The sequence below is a fragment of the Shewanella sp. SP2S2-4 genome, from assembly GCF_031932025.1.
In the GTDB taxonomy this organism is placed as follows: Bacteria; Pseudomonadota; Gammaproteobacteria; order Enterobacterales; family Shewanellaceae; genus Shewanella; species Shewanella baltica.
Genome location: NZ_JAUOER010000009.1, coordinates 69,016 through 87,316, shown reverse-complemented (window position 1 = coordinate 87,316; position 18,301 = coordinate 69,016). Strand labels below are relative to the sequence as shown.

18 protein-coding genes are annotated in these 18,301 nt (G+C 49.7%); all 18 read right to left on the bottom strand.

The annotated features are described in order from the left end of the window. On the bottom strand, positions 1-816 hold the full coding sequence (locus Q4Q54_RS09345; RefSeq protein WP_311988283.1) for an outer membrane lipoprotein carrier protein LolA: 816 nt from the start codon (positions 814-816) through the stop codon (positions 1-3). Further along, a complete protein-coding gene (locus Q4Q54_RS09340) occupies positions 816-1,247 on the bottom strand; it encodes an acyl-CoA thioesterase (protein ID WP_311988282.1) in 432 nt (143 codons plus the stop codon). The genes Q4Q54_RS09345 and Q4Q54_RS09340 overlap by 1 nt, the downstream gene beginning before the upstream one ends. Continuing rightward, positions 1,244-2,818: an aromatic amino acid ammonia-lyase gene (locus Q4Q54_RS09335; RefSeq protein WP_311988281.1), complete on the bottom strand. Its 1,575-nt coding sequence runs from the start codon at positions 2,816-2,818 to the stop codon at positions 1,244-1,246. The genes Q4Q54_RS09340 and Q4Q54_RS09335 overlap by 4 nt, the downstream gene beginning before the upstream one ends. Continuing rightward, a complete protein-coding gene (locus tag Q4Q54_RS09330) occupies positions 2,815-4,674 on the bottom strand; it encodes a glycosyltransferase (protein WP_311988280.1) in 1,860 nt (619 codons plus the stop codon). The genes Q4Q54_RS09335 and Q4Q54_RS09330 overlap by 4 nt, the downstream gene beginning before the upstream one ends. Beyond that, positions 4,668-5,072: a thioester dehydrase gene (locus Q4Q54_RS09325; protein WP_311988279.1), complete on the bottom strand. Its 405-nt coding sequence runs from the start codon at positions 5,070-5,072 to the stop codon at positions 4,668-4,670. The genes Q4Q54_RS09330 and Q4Q54_RS09325 overlap by 7 nt, the downstream gene beginning before the upstream one ends. Further along, positions 5,065-6,429 carry an AMP-binding protein gene (locus tag Q4Q54_RS09320; RefSeq protein ID WP_311988278.1) on the bottom strand — a complete coding sequence of 455 codons (1,365 nt, stop codon included), beginning with the start codon at positions 6,427-6,429 and terminating at the stop codon, positions 5,065-5,067. Before Q4Q54_RS09320 ends, Q4Q54_RS09325 begins: the two co-directional genes overlap by 8 nt. Continuing rightward, entirely contained in the window at positions 6,426-6,974 is a 549-nt protein-coding gene (locus Q4Q54_RS09315; RefSeq protein ID WP_311988277.1) for a hypothetical protein, read from the bottom strand. The genes Q4Q54_RS09320 and Q4Q54_RS09315 overlap by 4 nt, the downstream gene beginning before the upstream one ends. Further along, positions 6,974-7,222: an acyl carrier protein gene (locus tag Q4Q54_RS09310; RefSeq protein ID WP_011982196.1), complete on the bottom strand. Its 249-nt coding sequence runs from the start codon at positions 7,220-7,222 to the stop codon at positions 6,974-6,976. The genes Q4Q54_RS09315 and Q4Q54_RS09310 overlap by 1 nt, the downstream gene beginning before the upstream one ends. Before the next feature lie 9 nt (positions 7,223-7,231). Next, complete coding sequence (locus tag Q4Q54_RS09305; protein WP_006079824.1) at positions 7,232-7,486, bottom strand: phosphopantetheine-binding protein; 255 nt, start codon at positions 7,484-7,486, stop codon at positions 7,232-7,234. Continuing rightward, positions 7,470-8,345, bottom strand: a complete 876-nt coding sequence (locus Q4Q54_RS09300) for a lysophospholipid acyltransferase family protein (RefSeq protein WP_311988276.1) — start codon at positions 8,343-8,345, stop codon at positions 7,470-7,472. The genes Q4Q54_RS09305 and Q4Q54_RS09300 overlap by 17 nt, the downstream gene beginning before the upstream one ends. Beyond that, positions 8,338-9,072 carry a beta-ketoacyl synthase chain length factor gene (locus tag Q4Q54_RS09295; protein ID WP_311988275.1) on the bottom strand — a complete coding sequence of 245 codons (735 nt, stop codon included), beginning with the start codon at positions 9,070-9,072 and terminating at the stop codon, positions 8,338-8,340. Before Q4Q54_RS09295 ends, Q4Q54_RS09300 begins: the two co-directional genes overlap by 8 nt. A gap of 347 nt (positions 9,073-9,419) precedes the next feature. Then, positions 9,420-10,316: a DUF3014 domain-containing protein gene (locus Q4Q54_RS09290; protein WP_311988274.1), complete on the bottom strand. Its 897-nt coding sequence runs from the start codon at positions 10,314-10,316 to the stop codon at positions 9,420-9,422. A gap of 199 nt (positions 10,317-10,515) precedes the next feature. Then, positions 10,516-12,591, bottom strand: coding sequence for an ATP-dependent DNA helicase RecG (recG, locus tag Q4Q54_RS09285; protein WP_259523169.1), 2,076 nt, complete (start codon positions 12,589-12,591; stop codon positions 10,516-10,518). A gap of 184 nt (positions 12,592-12,775) precedes the next feature. After that, positions 12,776-13,372: a response regulator transcription factor gene (locus tag Q4Q54_RS09280; protein ID WP_310803130.1), complete on the bottom strand. Its 597-nt coding sequence runs from the start codon at positions 13,370-13,372 to the stop codon at positions 12,776-12,778. Then, positions 13,372-14,451: a sensor histidine kinase gene (locus tag Q4Q54_RS09275; protein ID WP_311988273.1), complete on the bottom strand. Its 1,080-nt coding sequence runs from the start codon at positions 14,449-14,451 to the stop codon at positions 13,372-13,374. Before Q4Q54_RS09275 ends, Q4Q54_RS09280 begins: the two co-directional genes overlap by 1 nt. An 85-nt stretch (positions 14,452-14,536) precedes the next feature. Further along, positions 14,537-15,241, bottom strand: a complete 705-nt coding sequence (locus Q4Q54_RS09270) for a hypothetical protein (RefSeq protein ID WP_311988272.1) — start codon at positions 15,239-15,241, stop codon at positions 14,537-14,539. Between the two features lie 214 nt (positions 15,242-15,455). After that, positions 15,456-16,400, bottom strand: coding sequence for a calcium/sodium antiporter (locus Q4Q54_RS09265; RefSeq protein WP_006079835.1), 945 nt, complete (start codon positions 16,398-16,400; stop codon positions 15,456-15,458). Positions 16,401-16,579: 179 nt separating this feature from the next. Next, positions 16,580-18,244, bottom strand: coding sequence for an AMP-binding protein (locus Q4Q54_RS09260; RefSeq protein WP_311988271.1), 1,665 nt, complete (start codon positions 18,242-18,244; stop codon positions 16,580-16,582). Positions 18,245-18,301: the final 57 nt, after the last annotated feature.

Genomic DNA, 18,301 nt, shown 5'->3' with positions numbered 1-18,301 from the left:
TTAAGGTTTATTCGCCTCGAGCGCTAACGCATACTGCGCTAATTCGGTTTCGCTGAGTGCTCCTTGGGAAAGCGCACTAAAGTCGATGCGGGTCATATCCTGTGGTGTCACATTCGGCGCGGCGCTCAGCAGCACTAGGGATTGCAAGGTATCGCCACCCTCTAACACCATATTGGTGATGGCTTTTTTCATTAAGGGATCTTTGGGCGTCAGGCCTAATTGCCATTGGCTGTTTGGACTCAAGTTCTCTGGGCTTAACTTCTCAGGGCTTAACTTTTCTGTGTTTAACTTGTCTGAGTTGAGGAAGTGCAGTTCGAAGTTTTCGCTTAAACCGGAAATATCCCCGCCGAGCATAGCGCGCACTAGGCTGGGCAATAAATCGCCCATAGCGGCGGCGCTCGCCGAGGCATCGGCCTTGCTGACTTGGACTCGACCTTGGCTATCGCGCTGAATAAGTTGCTTATCTTTTAAAATCAGCAGGGATTCAAAGGGTTTTATCTGTTGCCAGATCAGCCCTTGGGTTTGATCGAAGATAAACTGACCTTGGCTGATTAACGGCTTTTTGAGCACCTTTAACTGCCGAGATTGCACAAAGTGGCCTCGCACCGTTTCGCCCAAGTTAAGTTTTTTGCTCAGGGCGACAAGTTGCGTGGTATCTGCACTTTGGCTAAAGAGTGCTTGATAAGCGCCGGGCGTGGCAAGCTTGTCACTTAAGGCTTCGGCCTTGAGTGGCAGGCTGCTTATCAAAGCAAAAGCTAAGCAGAGAAATAATGCACACTTTGTTGGTACAGGGATCTTCGTCAGCAAGGGGTTCATTAGTCATCCACCTTAGCGAGCAGGGTGGCGATTTTGTCACGGAACACATCTGGGGTAACGAAGCACAATTCTTGGGTGCTCATATCGACCGCCGCTTGAATGGTATAACCCTTAGTGATGCGCGCACCGGTTTCGACATCGCGAATTTGATAATTGATCTTTAAGCGGTTTTCCCACTCGACTAACTCGGCGCGCACTGTGATTTTTTGCTCGAAGGTGCTGGCTTTGACGTACTTAATCTGCAAATCGATAATCGGCCACGCATAGTTAGATGCTTGCATCTGTCGATAGTTATAGCCCAGCTCATCGAGCAGTTTGCAGCGAGCAATCTCGAAATAACGCAGGTAATTGCCATGCCAAGTGATCCCCATGGAATCCACATCGTGGAAGGGAATTTGCATTTCCATATCGATAGTGAGCAATGATTTCATCGGCACACTTCCCATTCGCCCGCTTGGATTTTAGCTATGGTTTGGCGCAGCACGGCTTCAAGCGGCCTATCTTCAATTAAGGTCTCAAAATCACCGCGCACTTGGGCGAGGGTTTTCGCCAATGAAGGTGTGAGCGAGGCTTCGTCCAGTTCATTTTGGGCGATACGCAGGCCAATACCTTGGGTCATGGCGAGCAATGCAGCTGCGGCGACTTGTTCGGTCAATTGCAGCACGCGCATACAGTCGCGGGCGGCGATAGTGCCCATGCTGACTTTGTCTTGGTTGTGGCATTCGGTCGAGCGTGAGAACACACTGGCGGGCATAGTGTGCTTGAGCGCTTCTGCCGTCCAAGCCGACACGCCAATTTGCACCGCTTTAAAACCATGATTAATCGCGCGGCGCGGGCCGGTTGAACCGGATAAGTTAGCAGGTAAGCCATTGTTAAACTTAGGGTCCATCACTAGCGCCATTTGGCGGTCGATAAGATCGGCTAAGTTGGCCACAGTATTTTTCAGTGAATCCATCGCAAAGGCGATATGGCCGCCGTAGAAATGGCCACCGTGGAGAATATGCTCGCCTTCGCCGTCGACAATCGGGTTGTCGTTGGCGCTGTTGACTTCGGTTTCGATAAACTGACGCATAAACGGCAGCGCATCCTGCAACACGCCGATAATGTGCGGTGCGCAGCGGATGGAATATCTGTCCTGCAGACGATCCGAATTACGTGGATGTTCGTGGTGATTCAAATCTTCACGGATCCAAGTGGCGATTTGGTTTTGCCCTGGATGGGGTTTGGCGGCAAATAAGATTTCATCAAAATGGTTCGAGTTGCCTTTTAGGGTTAACGAAGCCATAGCGGTAATGCGACTACTCAAGCGAGCAAGATATTGCGCGCGATCAAAGGCTAAGCAGGCTAAAGCTGTCATCACAGCCGTGCCGTTCATCAGGGCTAAGCCTTCTTTTGGACGCAGAACATGTGGGATGATGTTGAGCTTAGCGTACACATCTTGAGTCGCTTGGCGCTCACCTTGGTAAATCACTTCGCGCTCACCGACTAACACGGCGGCTAAATACGACAAAGGCGTTAAATCACCACTGGCGCCGACCGAACCTTCCTCTGGGATCACTGGCACTATGTTGAGATTCAGCAAGGTTTCGATGCGCTTTAATAGCTCATAGGTCACGCCAGATTTGCCAATGGCTAAGGAGTTTAAACGGCAAGCCATCACAGCGCGGGCCTGCATTATGCTTAAGGTCTCGCCTAAACCGCAGCCGTGGAAGCGGGTTAAATGCAGTGGTAACTCGTGGACCAGATCTAAGCTCACATTGACTGTGCAAGAGTCGCCATAACCTGTGGTTACGCCATAGACCACGCCTTCTTCGTGCAGCAGGCTATCGATAAAGCGCGCACCTTTTTGGATATATTCTTGATAATCCGCATCATCACAGAGCTTGACTGGCGCGCCTTTGGCGACGGCAACCACTTGTTCTAATGTGAGATATTGACGGCCGAACTCAACAGTCTGTAGGTCTGATTGACTCTCGGAGTCGGCTGCTTTGGTGTGGCTCATGAATGCTGTGTCCTGTCTGTCTTATGATCCTGCTCTGGGATCGGCGATGATGCTGAAGTTGTCGGTAACGGATTAGGCTGTACTAAATGCGATGGGGTGCGTTGTAGCTCGCTGTCTTTGCGCCAAAAATCGAAGAAGTTAAACCATTGCAAAGGCTCGCGTCTGGCAAAGTATTCTAAACGTTCGCTGTAGCGGTTCACGGCCTGCTGTAATCTGTCCATTCTGCCCGATCTTGGGCCTTTCAGTGTTTCGGCGAAGCGTTCTAAATGCACCCGATAACGACCTTGTTCCCGCAGGCAAAACATTAAAAACACAGGGCAATCGAGTAAGCCCGCCAAAATAAACGGCCCTTGGGGAAACGCGGCATCTTGGCCCATAAACGGCGCATACATGACGCGGCCTTGGGTATTCGATGAGGTTCTATCACCCGCAATCACCACCAGTTCACCGTCTTCTATCTTTTGCTGCAACAGCATAGACGTAGCAGGATTCAGCTCGGTCACTTGAATAAGATTGAGCGTGCTATCTGGGTTTAACTGTTTGAGCACCTTATTGAAGTTTTCCGCATGGCTAGTTAGCACCATGACGTTCACTTTGACTTTGCGCTGGTGGATTGAAATGGCGCGGCAAAGTTCTAAATTACCAAGGTGCGACACTAATAACACCGCGCCTTTGCCGCTTTCGAGCTGATCGGCCAGCACTTGGCGGTCGGGGAAATCCACTTGGCTCAATTGGATACGATCGCACCAGGCATCGATTCTATCGAGTGCGGCATTGCCAAAGGCTAAAAAGTGATTCAGGCTATCGTGCCAACCTACGGGCTGATTGAGCTTAGGATGTTGCGGCTCAAGTATTTGCACGCGGCGCAGAAAATCTAATGAGGCTTCACGGGTGACTTTGCCTGTGAGGAAAAAATAGCAAATCACCGGATACATAATGGCGCGGCACAACCAATGGCCGCCAAAGCGATAGCTCTCGGCTAACAGTTTGATGCCCCAGTAACTGCCGCGCTCCTTCATGCCTGACCAATGGGTGGTCGCAGTTGTTTGCGGCTTCGATGAGGTCTCTGAAATATAGGCTTGTTGCTGCGATTGTTTGCGTTTCAGCAGCCCGGGCAGGCGTTTGAGCATGCCGAAAAACAGTCGTGTATGCAGTTTAGTTATACGCACATTGTCAGCTACCCCTTGGAAATGGCTGACACCGTTTTCAGGATAAATGACTTTGGTCGGCTGGAATAAAATCTTAACCCCTTGCCAGTAGAGTTTAACGAGGATTTCAATATCAAAATCCATTCGCTCGGTTAAGGCTTGCTGGCGCAGTAATTGCTCGGTGGCGGCCAGCGGATAAACGCGAAAGCCACACATAGAATCTTGAATATCAAAGCTTAAGGTTTCGACCCATACCCAAAAATGGGTTAGATAACGGCCATAGAGCCTGCCCTTAGGCACGGATTCATCGTACTCAGGCTTACCCGAAATCAGCGCATCGGGTTTAGCTTGTGCCCTTGCTAACATAGCCGGAATATCAGCGAGATTATGTTGACCATCGGCATCGACCTGCAGCGCATGGCTAAAGCCATCGCGGTAGGCACGGCGTAGCCCTGTCATCACAGCGGCGCCTTTACCACGATTGTACGGATGCAGCAGCAAAGTCACCCAAGGATAGGTTTGGGCTAAGGATTGCAGCAAATAACGGGTTTCGTCATTGCTGCCATCATCAATTAAATAACAGGGCAGATTAAATTGGGCGAGTTCGGCCAAGGTCTGGGCAATCGCGGCGCTGTGATTATAATTGGGGATCACTAAGGCGAGTTTGATCTGCGCCGACTCAACAAGGTCGCTGGGAGGCGTTAGCACTGACTTGCCTCATCGCTAATGTTGGTAGCAGATTTGCTGTTAACGGGCGTGCTATCAAAGGCGATACGGCCTGAAGCGTAACGGTTTTCACCATCATGATAGGCGAAGGTGAGTTTTGCCTTAGCGGCATTATTGCTAATGCTTAAGGTGACTTCTTGGCCCGGCAGTATGAGTTGCTGAAACTTAAGCACTTCTAAGTTAGCGACCGCCTCTGAATAACCGAAATGCTGGCAGCCTAAACGCACCGCCCAATCTAATTGCGTCACGCCCGGCAACACGGCTTGTTCGGGGAAATGGCCGTTAAAATACTCAAGGTCGGCCGCCACTAACAGACGTAATTCAATGTTATCAATGCCGATATCGGAATGCAGGATCGGCGGTAAACTCGATTTAATCATGATCAAATAACTCGACTAACTGGGCTGTGACACGCTTACCCTGAGTGTTAAGCGGTAAAATATTGGGATAACGCCAGCGGCGTGGCAGTGTGACGCGCTCAAATTGGGTCAGTAAATGTGCTTTTAGGGCATTGTTAATACTGAGTTTGCCCTGTTCTTGCAGCACGTTTTTACCGAGTTCTGACAAGGTCACCACTGCGCCAAGTTGGGATTTAAACTGTGGCAGCACGACTAGTGCAGCTTGCTCAACGTAGGCGTGGCTGCACATGAGGGTTTCCATTTGCGCTAGCGACAGACGCTTCTCTTCAATCTTAACGATGCGATCGAGTCGGCCTTTGAGTCTAAACTGGCCATTTTCGGTTGGTTCGATTTTATCTTCGCAGCGCAGCCATTCATCGTCGGCCAAATAGGGCGATTTTAGCAGCAGGGCGCCGTCGGTCGGATCTTGATCTATTGAGATGCGGTCAAACACTTGCCAAGGTTCATCGGCCTCATGCTGACGGCGATAGGCGATGCCGCCGGTTTCTGTGCTACCAAAAATTTCGATGGGCAGGTGACCAAAGCACTGGTTGACGCCTTTGGCCGCGGCAAAACTTAATGGACCGCCAGAGCTAAAAACTAAGCTCGGTGAGCGCAGTTGCCGCTCGTGCTCTAGTGCTTTAGGCAGACGCGATAACTGGGCTGGACTACTGATCAAACACAGGTTTGGCAGCAAGGCAGTGTAATAACTTAGGGTTTCTGGGTATTCAATTTGTTCGCTTAAAAACGGTCGACTGGCGGCGAGCGGCCACAAAATCTTGAATAACAGACCGTAAATATGCTGGTGGGAAACCGTGGATACAACGCTGCAATGGGGCAAATGCTCGGCAAAAGTATGTTCGAGCACAGACACTTCGACATCTAACTGTTCAAGTGTTTTACGGATCGCCTTAGGTTCGCCGCTGCTGCCAGAGGTAAAGAGCACTAACTCGCCGATAGCCGCGCTCGCGGGCCAAGGTTTGCTCGGTAGGCTCAGCTCTTTTCTCAGTAGAATAAAGGCCTGACTTTCACACAATGGCTTGTCCGATAATATGCCTTCAAACTGGTGGGTTAACTCGCTCAAGGTGCCGGTTTGGGTGTTGGGAGGCAAGATAATTTCCTTGCCTGCTAACAGTGCGGCACATAATCCGACGGCAAACAGATCGCTGGTATCACTGGCGAGCAGCCATTTTTTCTCGGGCGCGGCGAGCAGTTGCTCGTAAAAATACGCTACCTGATTGGTAAATAATGCACCTGTGACTATGTCGTGGTGATTAAAGCTGATCAGTTGTTGGGCAAAGGGCCCTTGGGTTAACCAGTTTTTGAGTAGCTGTGTCATGTTTTCTTCAACCAAAAGCTGCGATATAACCACTCCCCACCGAGGAGCAGTCCCATGAGTACGTATGCAATCAAACCGTTATACAAGGTCCAGGTTGCTAAGCTAGTAAAGCCTGCGGTATAAGCCGCCATAGTGCCATTGAAGATAAATAAGCCGCACCAAAGTAGGGTGACTTTTTTAAGATATGGAATGGCTTCGTCCGGTAAATCGGGTTCTTTCAAGCGGGCTAAACGCTCGATCATGCATGGGCCAGTGTGCAGTGAATAACTGAACGGCGCCAGCATAGTCAGATTTATTACCACTGGGTAATACAAAAGCCAGTCGCTGCGCTTGGCAAGATAACTGCCTGCCGTAAGCGCAATCCCCACCAACAGGGGCAATACTAAGGTCTTAACCTTTTGCTTTTGTAGCATTAACCGCATAATCAGCAATACACACAGCACGAGCGCTATGGTGCCAGCAGGCAAATAATTCAGCCCTAAATATACGGCAACCGGATAGGCTAGCAAGGTTAGGGCGGTTAACACCTGTAGCAAGGCGCGCATTAGTCTTTAACTAAACCTTCGATGGCATTCACCACATCGTTAACTGTGCGAACGGATTTAAATTCATCGGGTTGGATCTTTTTACCTGTCATTTGTTGCAGCTTTATCACTAAGTCGACGGCATCAATACTGTCGAGATCGAGCTCTTCATACAGGTTGGCTTCAGGCGTAATTGCCTCAGCCTCAATTTCGAATTCGTCCACTAAAATAGTGGTCAGCATGGCGAGGATTTGTTCACGATTTTGCATATTCCTCTCCTATGGCCGCTGGGATTCGATAAAGCTAGCTAAGCTGGCAACACTGTGGAAATGGGCCTTAGTGGCATCCGAGTTCGCTTCGATTTTAACATCAAATTTTTTCTTGATGGCTAAGCCGAGTTCGAGGGCGTCGATAGAATCTAAGCCTAGACCTTCGCCAAAGAGCGGTGCATCGGTTTCAATATCATCAATACTGACGTCTTCAAGATCGAGGCAGTCGATGATTAACTGCTTTATTTCATTGTTTAAGTTCATAATTATTTTCGAGTTGTTGTTTATAGTAGTGTTCAAGATCCCGCGTCAGCTGCCGGGCCATTTTTGCATGCTCACCTAAAGCCGCTTGGTACTTCTGGTAAGAAACTGTTGTGCCGATTTCAACGGCCATCCCCATGGTTTGCCTTGGGATCTCATACCAAGGTTGCTCCTTTGTCAAACCACGCACATTGGTACGCAGCACCACAGGTAAAATATCGGCTTCTGTCCTTAAGGCAATATTGGCGGCGCCGCGGGCAAAGTCGTTAATGGTCGCGCCGACAACCGTGCGTGTGCCCTCGGGGAAGATAATTAAATTGGTGCCCCTAGCGAGCACTTCACGGCAATCCTCTAGCATAAGTTCGGCGCCGCGATTGGGAATATAACCCGCGCAGGACACCACACCACGCAAAAATGGATTACGCCATAAACCTTGTTTCACTATGCAGCCCGCATTGGGCATGAGGCTTATCAACACGACGACATCCACTAAGCTGGGATGATTGGCGATAACGATAACGCCTTTTGCGTCGTGTAATTGTTGTGCTCTGTGGGTGCTAACGTGGATCACGCCCGCCCAAGTGAGCATGGCGACAAAGCCTTTGAACATCAGATGCACGGCCTTTTGGACTCGAATAATCCGTTCCTCAGGCGTGCCTGGCCAAAAACGCAGTAGCGGCAGAATGGTCAAGGAGCTTAATAAGCCGCCTAAGCCAAAGGCGATATAACAACTCACGCCACCGAGCCAACGTGGTAGATAATTCAGTCCTGAGCGGCGAGTTTCCGGCGGGGTATAAGCGGCATTGTGCATTGAATCTTCATGGCTATTGGCAGCGTCATGGCTGTGGGTTGTATCAAACATGCTCTAGCTTCCAATGACATTGGGATAAGCAGCCTGAAATATTTTGCGTTGTCGCTAGGGCGTGGATAAAAGCGCCATAGGTCAAAGGGTTTAATGCTGTCGACTCACAGATGCGGCTCACTGTGAGCTTGACTGAAGCGGGCGCATCGAAGGGCGCGAGCTGTAAGCCGAGGGCCAAAGGCAATTCAAATTCTTGGGTAAACTCATCGTACACAGGTGGCACAGGATCATCACCGAAGACTAACAGCAAGGGCTCTGGCGACTGGTGTAACTGGGCGAAGGCTTCAACCATAGCTTGTGATAGGGTTTCGGTACCTGCGGCAACTGAGGTCGACGGCGCGGTATTGGCCGCCACTATGCCAAAAATGCCGCTGGCGGTGTTGTGCACCGACTGACTAAATCCTAATGGCGATAAGGGCTGTTTGGCGATAATGTCTTCGAGCAGTCCTATGGTGCGCTGCAACTCACCATGGCGCGAGGCAAAAATTGAGCGGCAGTTCGTCGGCATATCGCACTGAAAACTCACCTCTAACATCATCTTAGTTAAGCGACTAAAACGGCGGCGCTGCATGGCAGGAAGGTGTTTGAGTGCGGGAGCTGTACTATCAGACTGTGACGTACCGAGATTTAATTCAGCCGAATTCTTGCACCAAGTTTGCCAACTTTGCGGGTGCTGATATTGGGGAGACCAAGCGCCCCAAGAGAGAATGCTGAATGTTAGTTGCACTACTTTGCCTCGACACTAAATTTAAGCTGTCTTAGTTATCCCTAACTAAGTTAGAACATTGATGGATTGTCATACCATAGTGAGGTGTAAACGCGTTTGATGAATGACGCTGGAATGACCTCTACAGCGGGGTCATTCTACACTATGCCCCGCGTTTTTATGAAGCCATTTGCATTGTATGGGTTAATGCAATGGGATCAAGTGCTGCGATTTTCGGCAGTTAGATCGAATTTGTGTAACAAATATCGCAATAGCATTCTCATTCGACAGGCTTTTTTATCCTAGCGATTTACGGTCAAAATGAAAAAGGCGCACCGAGCGCCTTTTGTCTTCACCACGGCAAGGTTTTACTGCGCCAGTTGGTTCTCAAGCTTGCGTAGGGCCACTTTTAGCTTGCGGGTATTTTCTGGACCCATACGGATCAGCAGTTTTTGCGCGCTGGGTAGTGCCTCTAAGTTAGGGTCAACAAATTGATAGTTAACGCTAATAGAGCTCAGCTCAATCGGATCTTCAATGATAGGCGCCGCGAGCAGTATTTTAATCGCTTGCAGCATTCTGTCGTTGAATTTGGCATTGCTGTAGCCGAGTTCGCTAAAGGCTTCCTCTAGCATAGGCGTCATTTGCTTATAGGTGGCCATTAACGTCTGTTCGTCCATTTTGGCAATCGAATCAACATAGGCATCGTATCGATGGAAACCTTCTGGATTTAAATACACTTTGTTGGTGATTTCAGAAACCGAGAATAGCTTTTCAGGCCCTTTGAGTGGGCTCACTTTGCGGGTTAATTCACCTTGAGCTAAATTGTCGACAAACACCACAAATTGGCGTGCGAGATCTTGCTGTACTAGTGAAGAACTCAGCACATTGTTATTGATAATGGCGAGGGCTTTTCGTTGCACAAATGCATCACTTTCAGCCAGCGCGGGTACAGGTTCAACCACCACTTCTGGCTCAGTTACCGCAGGGGTTTCTGGGCTGTTATTGTCCGTTTCAGGGGCCACGGGGGTCGTCTCTGTGGTCTCTGGTTCTGGCGCACTTTCGAGCGTCATAGGCTCAGAGGGCGGTGTTTCAGGCAATACAATTGGCGCGTTAGGGATGAGTTTAGGTGAATCTGAGTCACCGCTGTAGTAATAATATCCTCCGACAGAAAGCAGCACGACGAGCACGATCGCAAAAAGCGCAAAGCGATTACTGCTAGAAGAAGTCTCTTGAGGTGTTATTCTATCATCTTGATTAACTTGCATTTTACATCCTTCGCTTGAGTGTCAAGGTAACGTGGTGAATACATGCAGCTAACATTAAAAGTGCAAGAGCGGACGATTGGGATGCCGCTGGTTCATTTTGCAAGTTTCCATGCGCTTGTCTATAGCGCTTAGCTGAACATAAACAATTTATTTTGAGTATCGAGGCAGATGTCACTCCTCGGCCTTTACCCTTTACTGCCTAAGCCTGCACATAGTGCTGCTTGTGCCCGAGCCAACGTAAGATTATCGCATCGACTTTTTCGGGGGCCTGCGCCATCACATGATTTGCCAGTTTTTGAATGTGCGGGATCAAAGCTTGATCGCGCACCAGATCGGCAATTTTCAGCTCGGCCAGTCCCGTTTGCTTAGTGCCAAGCACTTCACCTGGGCCACGAATTTCTAAATCTTTCTGCGCTATGATGAAACCGTCATTACTTTGTCTGAGTACACTCAGTCTTTGGGTGGCAGTATGGCTCAATGGCGCCTTGTAGAGTAACACACAATGGCTTGCGATGGCGCCTCGACCGACTCGTCCGCGCAGTTGGTGTAGTTGTGCCAAACCTAAACGTTCAGGGTTTTCAATGATCATCAGGCTGGAATTAGGCACATCGACGCCGACTTCAATCACGGTTGTCGCCACCAGTAAATGAATTATGCCCGCCTTAAAATCGGCCATAATTTGCTGTTTTTCGGCACTCTTCAACCTGCCATGCACGAGGCCGATATTGAGCTCGGGCAGGGCAAGGCGCAGTTCTTCGGCCGTGTCTTCGGCGGCTTGGCATTCGAGCACTTCGGATTCTTCAATCAGAGTGCACACCCAGTAGGCCTGACGTTTATCTGTGATGACGGCGTTACGTACCCGTTCGAGCACTTCGTTGCGGCGAGAATCGGCAATCGCCACAGTGGTCACGGGTGTCCGTCCCGGCGGCAGTTCATCGATAATGGATGTGTCGAGATCCGCATAGGCTGTCATCGCTAGCGTGCGCGGGATCGGCGTTGCCGTCATGATCAATTGATGCGGGTGGAAACCTTGGCTCACGCCTTTTTCACGCAGACCTAAACGTTGGTGTACGCCGAATCTGTGCTGCTCATCTATGATAATTAACGCGAGTTTGCTAAAGACCACATGCTGCTGGAAGATAGCATGGGTACCAATCACCATCTGGGCGGCGCCGGATTCAATATCCGCAAGGGATTGCGCTCTGACCTTACCTTTGAGTTTACCCGCCAGCCAACCGACCTTAAGGCCGAGTGGCTCAAACCAAGCGGCAAAGTTAGTTGCATGTTGCTCGGCCAATAGCTCGGTTGGCGCCATCATGGCAACTTGATAGCCGTTTTCAATCGCTTGAAGAGCCGCCATCGCCGCGACTAAGGTTTTACCTGAACCTACATCCCCTTGCACTAAGCGCATCATAGGGTGCGGTTGTTCTAAATCTTTGCCTATATCGGCCACCACTCTTTGCTGGGCGCCTGTGGGCTTAAAAGGCAAAGCGGCAAGGAAGGGATTGAGCAACTGCCCCGTGGCCTGCATGGTGACGGCAGCGTCTAAATTACTGCGCTGCCTTAGGCGTAACATGCTGAGATTGTGGGCGAGTAATTCTTCCTGTACGAGTCGCTGCTGGGCTGGGTGTTGGCCTAACTCTAAATCGAACTGAGAGATCCCCGCAGGAGGTCGATGCAGCGTCTGCAGCGCTTGTTTAAGGCTGATGTTATTCGGTTGCAACTGCGGTGGCAGTAGCTCAGTTAAGCCGCCATCTTCCAGTAATACCAAAGCTTGCTCGGTCAGCTTGAGCCAACTCGCCTGTTTTAAGCCCTCAGTTGTGGGATAAATCGGCGTTAGGGTATCACTCAGATGAACATCTTCACCGGGATAGACGACTTTATACTCTGGATGCACTATTTCAGCTTGATGGCCGCCACGGCGCACTTCACCGTAGGCGCGGATCATCAAACCATTTTGCATGGCATTACGCTGGGCGACGGAAAAGTTAAAGAAGCGCAGGCTCAAGCTACCCGTATCGTCGCGCACATTGCAGACCAGCATACGCTTGCGGCCTTGGATGATTTGCGTCGATTGGATCTCAGCTTCTATGGTGCCGTAACTGCCGGGCATAAGGGCGGCAATCGGATAGATTTGGGTTCTGTCTTCGTAGCGCAGGGGTAAGTGAAACAGCAGATCTTGTACTGTTGTGATGCCGAGCTTTGCGAGTTTCTCCGCGACCTTTTTGGCGACGCCTTTGAGGTCGGTGATCGGAACAAGATCCAATTGCTGCAAGTCGTTAGCACTCAATCACTGTGAATTTATACATATATTAACAGAGAATAAGCGTAAGGCAATCTCAAGCAGAATGAGGGACTTATTTGCCTGCATAATTAACGTCAGTTTGCGGCCCTTAGGTTTCGGCTAAGGCCGCAGAAATTGTCGATATGAACGAAAGAGTAGTTAACCGTGAGCGTGATTACAGCCAGCCCTTTTGTTTGGCGATGCGTGCTGCATCGATTCGGTTGCTGGCATTGAGTTTGGCTATGGCTTCGGAGAGGTAGTTACGCACTGTGCCTTCGGCGATAAAAAGGGTTTCGGCGATGTCGGCGGTGGATTTGCCTTCACTGGCGAGGCGTAGGGCGCGGCGCTCTTTATCGTTGAGTGGGTCAACGTCACCAATTGCCATTATGGCAAGTTCAGGATCGATAACCCGTTTACCCGCCATCACTTGTTGAATCGCGTTGACTAAGGTTTCTGAGGGCGCATCTTTAAGCAGAAAACCGCCGACACCGGCTTCGATCGCGCGTTTGATATAGCCCGCGCGGCCGAAAGTGGTGATGACCACGACCTTAGTTTGACTATGTTGATCCTTTAACCAAGCTGCCAGTTCTAGGCCTGTGCGGCCGGGCATTTCGATGTCGGTTAGCAAGAGATCAAAGCTTTGCTGTTTGAGTAGACTTAGGGCTTCATCGCCGTCACTCGCTTGGGTGATATTAAAGCCTCCCGCAAGCGTGAGGAGTGCGGCGAGCGCGCCTCGCACCATGGCTTGGTCTTCCGCCAATAAAATCTTCATTAATCTGTTGCTCCCTGCAAAGGTAAACTGACGGTAAATGCATATCCTTGTTCGAGATTATAGCTCAAGCTGCCGCCTAAGCTGTCGAGACGTTCGCGTATCCCCGTGAGGCCATTGCCTTCGGCGATAGATTTACTTGGACCGTTATCTTTGACCTCAACGACTAGCCTATCTGCTTGCTGAATAAAGTTGATAATACATTGACTTGCGCCGCTATGGCGTAAAATATTATTCACCAGTTCAGTGACAATTAATCCCAGCTGGCTCTCCATTCTGGCGGGCAGTTTAGGGATATTGCCTGTCAGCTCGACACTGATCCCTTTTTCCCTCAATAGTTTACACAGTTGTGTCACGCTATCCGCGAGCCCCTTATGTTTGTAGTCAGATACGGTGTGGCGAATTTGGCTGAGGCTCTCGCGGGCAATTTGGCCGAGTTCATTAAGCTGGATTGTGGCCAGTTGGTATTGCTGTTTTGCCAGCAGTTTTTCGGCCAGTTCCGCCTTAAGCGCAATCGAAGACAAGCTGTGGCCCATGATGTCGTGTAGATCGCGGGCAATGCGTTCTCGCTCAACCATAGCCGCTAAGGTACTAATTTCTTGAGTGCTTTGCTGTTCTTTTAATTTATGTTGATGACGCCTGCGTTCGGCTACGCCAAACATGCCTACACCGAGCACTAATCCTGAGCCGTAAAGCGGAAAGTAGTAACTGTTAAAGTCGTAAATCTCATTGAGGGCAAACAACAGGCCGATTAAGGTGGCAATAGCCAACAGACAGGTTCTGAGAGGATAAAAAAAACCAATGAAAAAAGCGGCAAAGGTGAATAGCGAGATAGATCCTGGGTTGATTGGGGTGATTGCTGTGGCGATGGCCACCATCATCAGAATGGGGCGATAGGCGCTATTCTGATTGCACTTATAGGCCCAAAAATAACTGGCAATAAAAGGAATCAGCACGGCAAAGCTAAGGGCGATTTTCCATGCTGGATACGCATTGATGGCAAGCGGAATAAGATAAAACACTAAGTTTATCAAATACACCCAAGCGAGTTTTCGTTCGAGCTGAAGATGCGTGCTTGTCATAATGCCTCTATGAAACTGTGTTGATTTATTCTGTTTAGGGATTGGCGCTGGGGTCAGCGCCATCAGTCCCTGTTAACAACTTGGTCTAGTTTGCACTTAATAGCTGATTTTGTTGAAGCAAAAATTTTGCCCAACCGTAATCTGCTTGCACTTTTATAGCCTGTTGCCAATCTTCACTCGCGCCTTGGTTATCGCCTAATTCCTGTTTAGCGAGCCCGCGCCACGTGTAAGCTTCGGCTTCCCCCCAACAAATGTCGTCGCAAGGTTGGGCGAATCTTTCTATTGCCGTGGTGGCGAGCGTCTTAGCATTTTGCATGCTGCCGCCAAACATAGCAGGTGTGTTGTAGGCGGCGATGGCTTTAACCAATGCGACCCGTGGATTTTGGGGTTCTAACTGTTCGGCGTTGGCAATGGCTTTGGCAGATTTCATCCCGAGAGTTCCGCCTTTGCTATTGTCTAAGGCGATTTGCATGCCATAAACCGACGATAACAGCGCGAGGGATTCCGCGTCAGCTTGGCTGGTTTCTAAGGCTTCTAATGCGGTTTGCGCATTAGTCAGTGCACTGCTGGCGAGGGCTTTTTGTCCCATGACATTGGCGCTAATGGCTAAGCGATAGTTCGCATAGGCTTTGTCGTAATCTTGGGTGCTGGCACTCAGTTGTTGCAGCTGCGCTAGGTTCATCGAGTTTGAGGCCGCATCTATGCTGGTGATGTTGGCGTTAGAGGGCGATGCTGCAAACGCGTGGCTGCTGATAAGCGCTAAGCTTGAGACTGTTAATAATGTTTTCATGGTATTTCCTTATTGAGTAAGTTTCCCCGTGTTTGGGTACGGACTCATTATCAGAAATTCGACTGGAGAAATGCAGACACAAAGGTCATGGCTTTCGCATGACAAATGTCATTAGTTGAAGGGTGTTAAACTTGTCTTTTTTAAAAAGTTCGAAACTCAGATAGCAAAACACCGGAGAGGCTCCGGTGTTCTAAGTGGATATTACCGCTGAGTATTATACCAAAGCTTGAGCGCTCGCTTGGTTAATCAGGTAACCCATATAACCTAAATAGGTCAGTAGCAGCACAGAACCTTCGCGGCGGCCGATGCGTAATCCCGTCCATGCAAAAGGCAGTATCACTATGGCTAAGGCTAACATCACCATAAAGTCGAAGGGTTGGAAACCGAGTGACGACACTGGATGCACTATGGCAGTAACACCTAAAATGCCCAAAATATTGAACAAGTTAGAACCCACAACGTTGCCGATAGCGATATCGCTTTGACCTTTTAGTGCCGCAATTACTGAGGTCACTAACTCTGGCATACTGGTACCAATCGCTACGATCGTTAAGCCGATAATGACTTCACTCACGCCGAAGGTTTTCGCTAAATCTACCGCGCCGTTTACAAACAGAATACCGCCGCCAACTAACATGCTAATGCCGACTAGGATGAACAGGCCAGAAAGCAGTGGGTTATTCGGGCCCGCTTCAATCTCTTCTTCATTCTTGCTGTTTTTCGAGCTGATATAGCTAAAGGTTAAATATCCAACCAGTAGTGAAAGTAAAACCACACCGTCAATAAGGCTAAGTTCGCCGTCTAATAAGAGTCCCCAGAACAGCATAGACGCCAAGATCATCAAAGGGATATCGCGCTTCACCACTTGGGATTGCACTTGGATAGGGCGGATTAAAGCCGTGATCGCTAAGATCAAACCTATGTTGGCAATGTTGGAGCCGATAACGTTACCTAAGGCGATACCACTGTTTCCGGCGAGGGCAGATTTGACACTCACAGCCAGTTCTGGTGCGCTAGTACCAAAGGCAACAATAGTTAAGCCTATGATAAGTGGCGTAATACCTAAGCGTAGGGCGATAGCACTCGCGCCACGCACTAGGGCTTCGGCGCCTAAGGTTAAAATAATAAAACCGCCAATAATCGAGAGTGTAATGAGCATCACGGGACTTTGTTAAACCTATATTGAATGAGAAAGTACAAGGGAATCATCCCTTAGCCGACTGGCGCACATGATACGTGGTTTTATCGAAATTTGACAGAATATGTCATAAAAAAGCACGCCGAGGCGTGCTTGATTTGTGCCGATAACCATATTGGCCATCTCTCTGTTTAGCTGAGCTATTTTTGCGTTAACTCATCTTCCCAGCGAACTTGGGCGCCACGAATGCCATCAACTCGCTCGCTAAAGGCTTTTTCAAGCACATGGCGTTTGATCTTAAGCGTCGGCGTCAGTACATCGTTCTCAATCGTCCAAGGGTCGTTAACCACGATAATGGCATCGACGTGTTCGTGTGACTCTAAGTGCGGATTCACGCTATCGAGTGTCGCCTTGAGTGAAGCGCGGACTTCTTCGCGGGCCTGCAGATTAGCGCCTTCGGATAACTGCACTAATGCGACCGGATGCGGCAGGCCTGAGCCAATCACGCAGATCAGTTCAACATGCGGGTCCTGCGCCAATTTACGTTCGATAGGCACTGGCGCGACATATTTACCCTTGGCGGTTTTGAAGTTGTCCTTCACTCGGCCGGTAATGGTCACGCAACCATCGGCATCAATAGAGCATAAATCGCCAGTGTGGAAGAAACCATCGGCGTCGAAGGCCGCAGCAGTGGCTTCGGGCTGTTGGTAATAAGCCGTCATCAACCCAGGACTCTTAAGCAGCAGTTCACCATCTTCCCCTTGGCGGATCTGACAATCCTCAACCGGGCGACCTACTGTGCCAATTTTACGGGCATCGAAAGGGTAGTTGATAATCGAGTAGGCGCAGTTTTCTGTCATACCCCAAGCTTCACAGATATTCAGACCAATGCTGTGATACCAGTGGATCAGCGACGGCGGGATCGGCGCAGAGCCAGAGCCGAGCAAACGACAATGGTTCAAACCTAAGCCTTTATGGATTTTGTGCTTCACTAAGCTGCTGATTAACGGGATCTTCAGCAATAGATTCAGTTTACTAACACCAATTTTGTCTATGATGTTTTTCTGGAACAGGCTCCACAAACGCGGCACTGAGAAGAATACCGTCGGTTTTGCCCTTTGCACGTCGGCGACGAAGGAGTCGAGACTCTCGACGAAGGCGACCACGCTGCCGGAATAGAAGGATGAACCTTCAATCGCGACGCGCTCTGTGATGTGCGCTAAAGGCAAATAGGATAACAGTCTGTCATTGCCGTCGGTGCGTAAATCACGCACTACCGCTTGGCAGGTCCAGCCATAGCTAGCGAAGGTTTGAATCGCGCCCTTAGGTTGACCCGTTGAGCCAGAGGTATAGATAAGTGTCATCACTTGTTCAGGCGTCGGTAGCGGGGCATCAACTAGGGGATAACCTAGTTTAAGTAATTGTTCCCATTGATATTGGGCTGGCATTGTATCGTAGGGCATAGCAAGACGTAGCAGCTCGCCGCCGACACCGGCTTCTTGGTCGGCCCAATGGTCGAGCTTGCCGAGGAAAATGGCTTTTGCACCGCTGTGTTGCAGCACATAGCGAATGGTATCTGTGTTGGCCGTTGGGTAAATCGGCACGCTGACATAGCCGCCGTGCATTAACGCAAGGTCGGTGATAAACCATTCGGCGCAGTTTTTAGAGAGTACGGCAATCTTATCACCGCGCTCTAGGCCTAGATGCTGTAAGGCACCGGCCAGTTGCTGCACTTTTTCTTGAACTTCGGCCCAAGTAAAATCAAGGAATTGACCCTTGATAGGTTGGCGTAAATAGACTTGATCCCCCTGAGTCTTAGCCCAGTGCGCCAGCATTTCAATTGGCGTCTTAATCGCTGTATCCATTGGCAATTCCCTGTTCTTTATTGTTATTTTGGCTGCACCCAGTATGGCGAGTTTTGT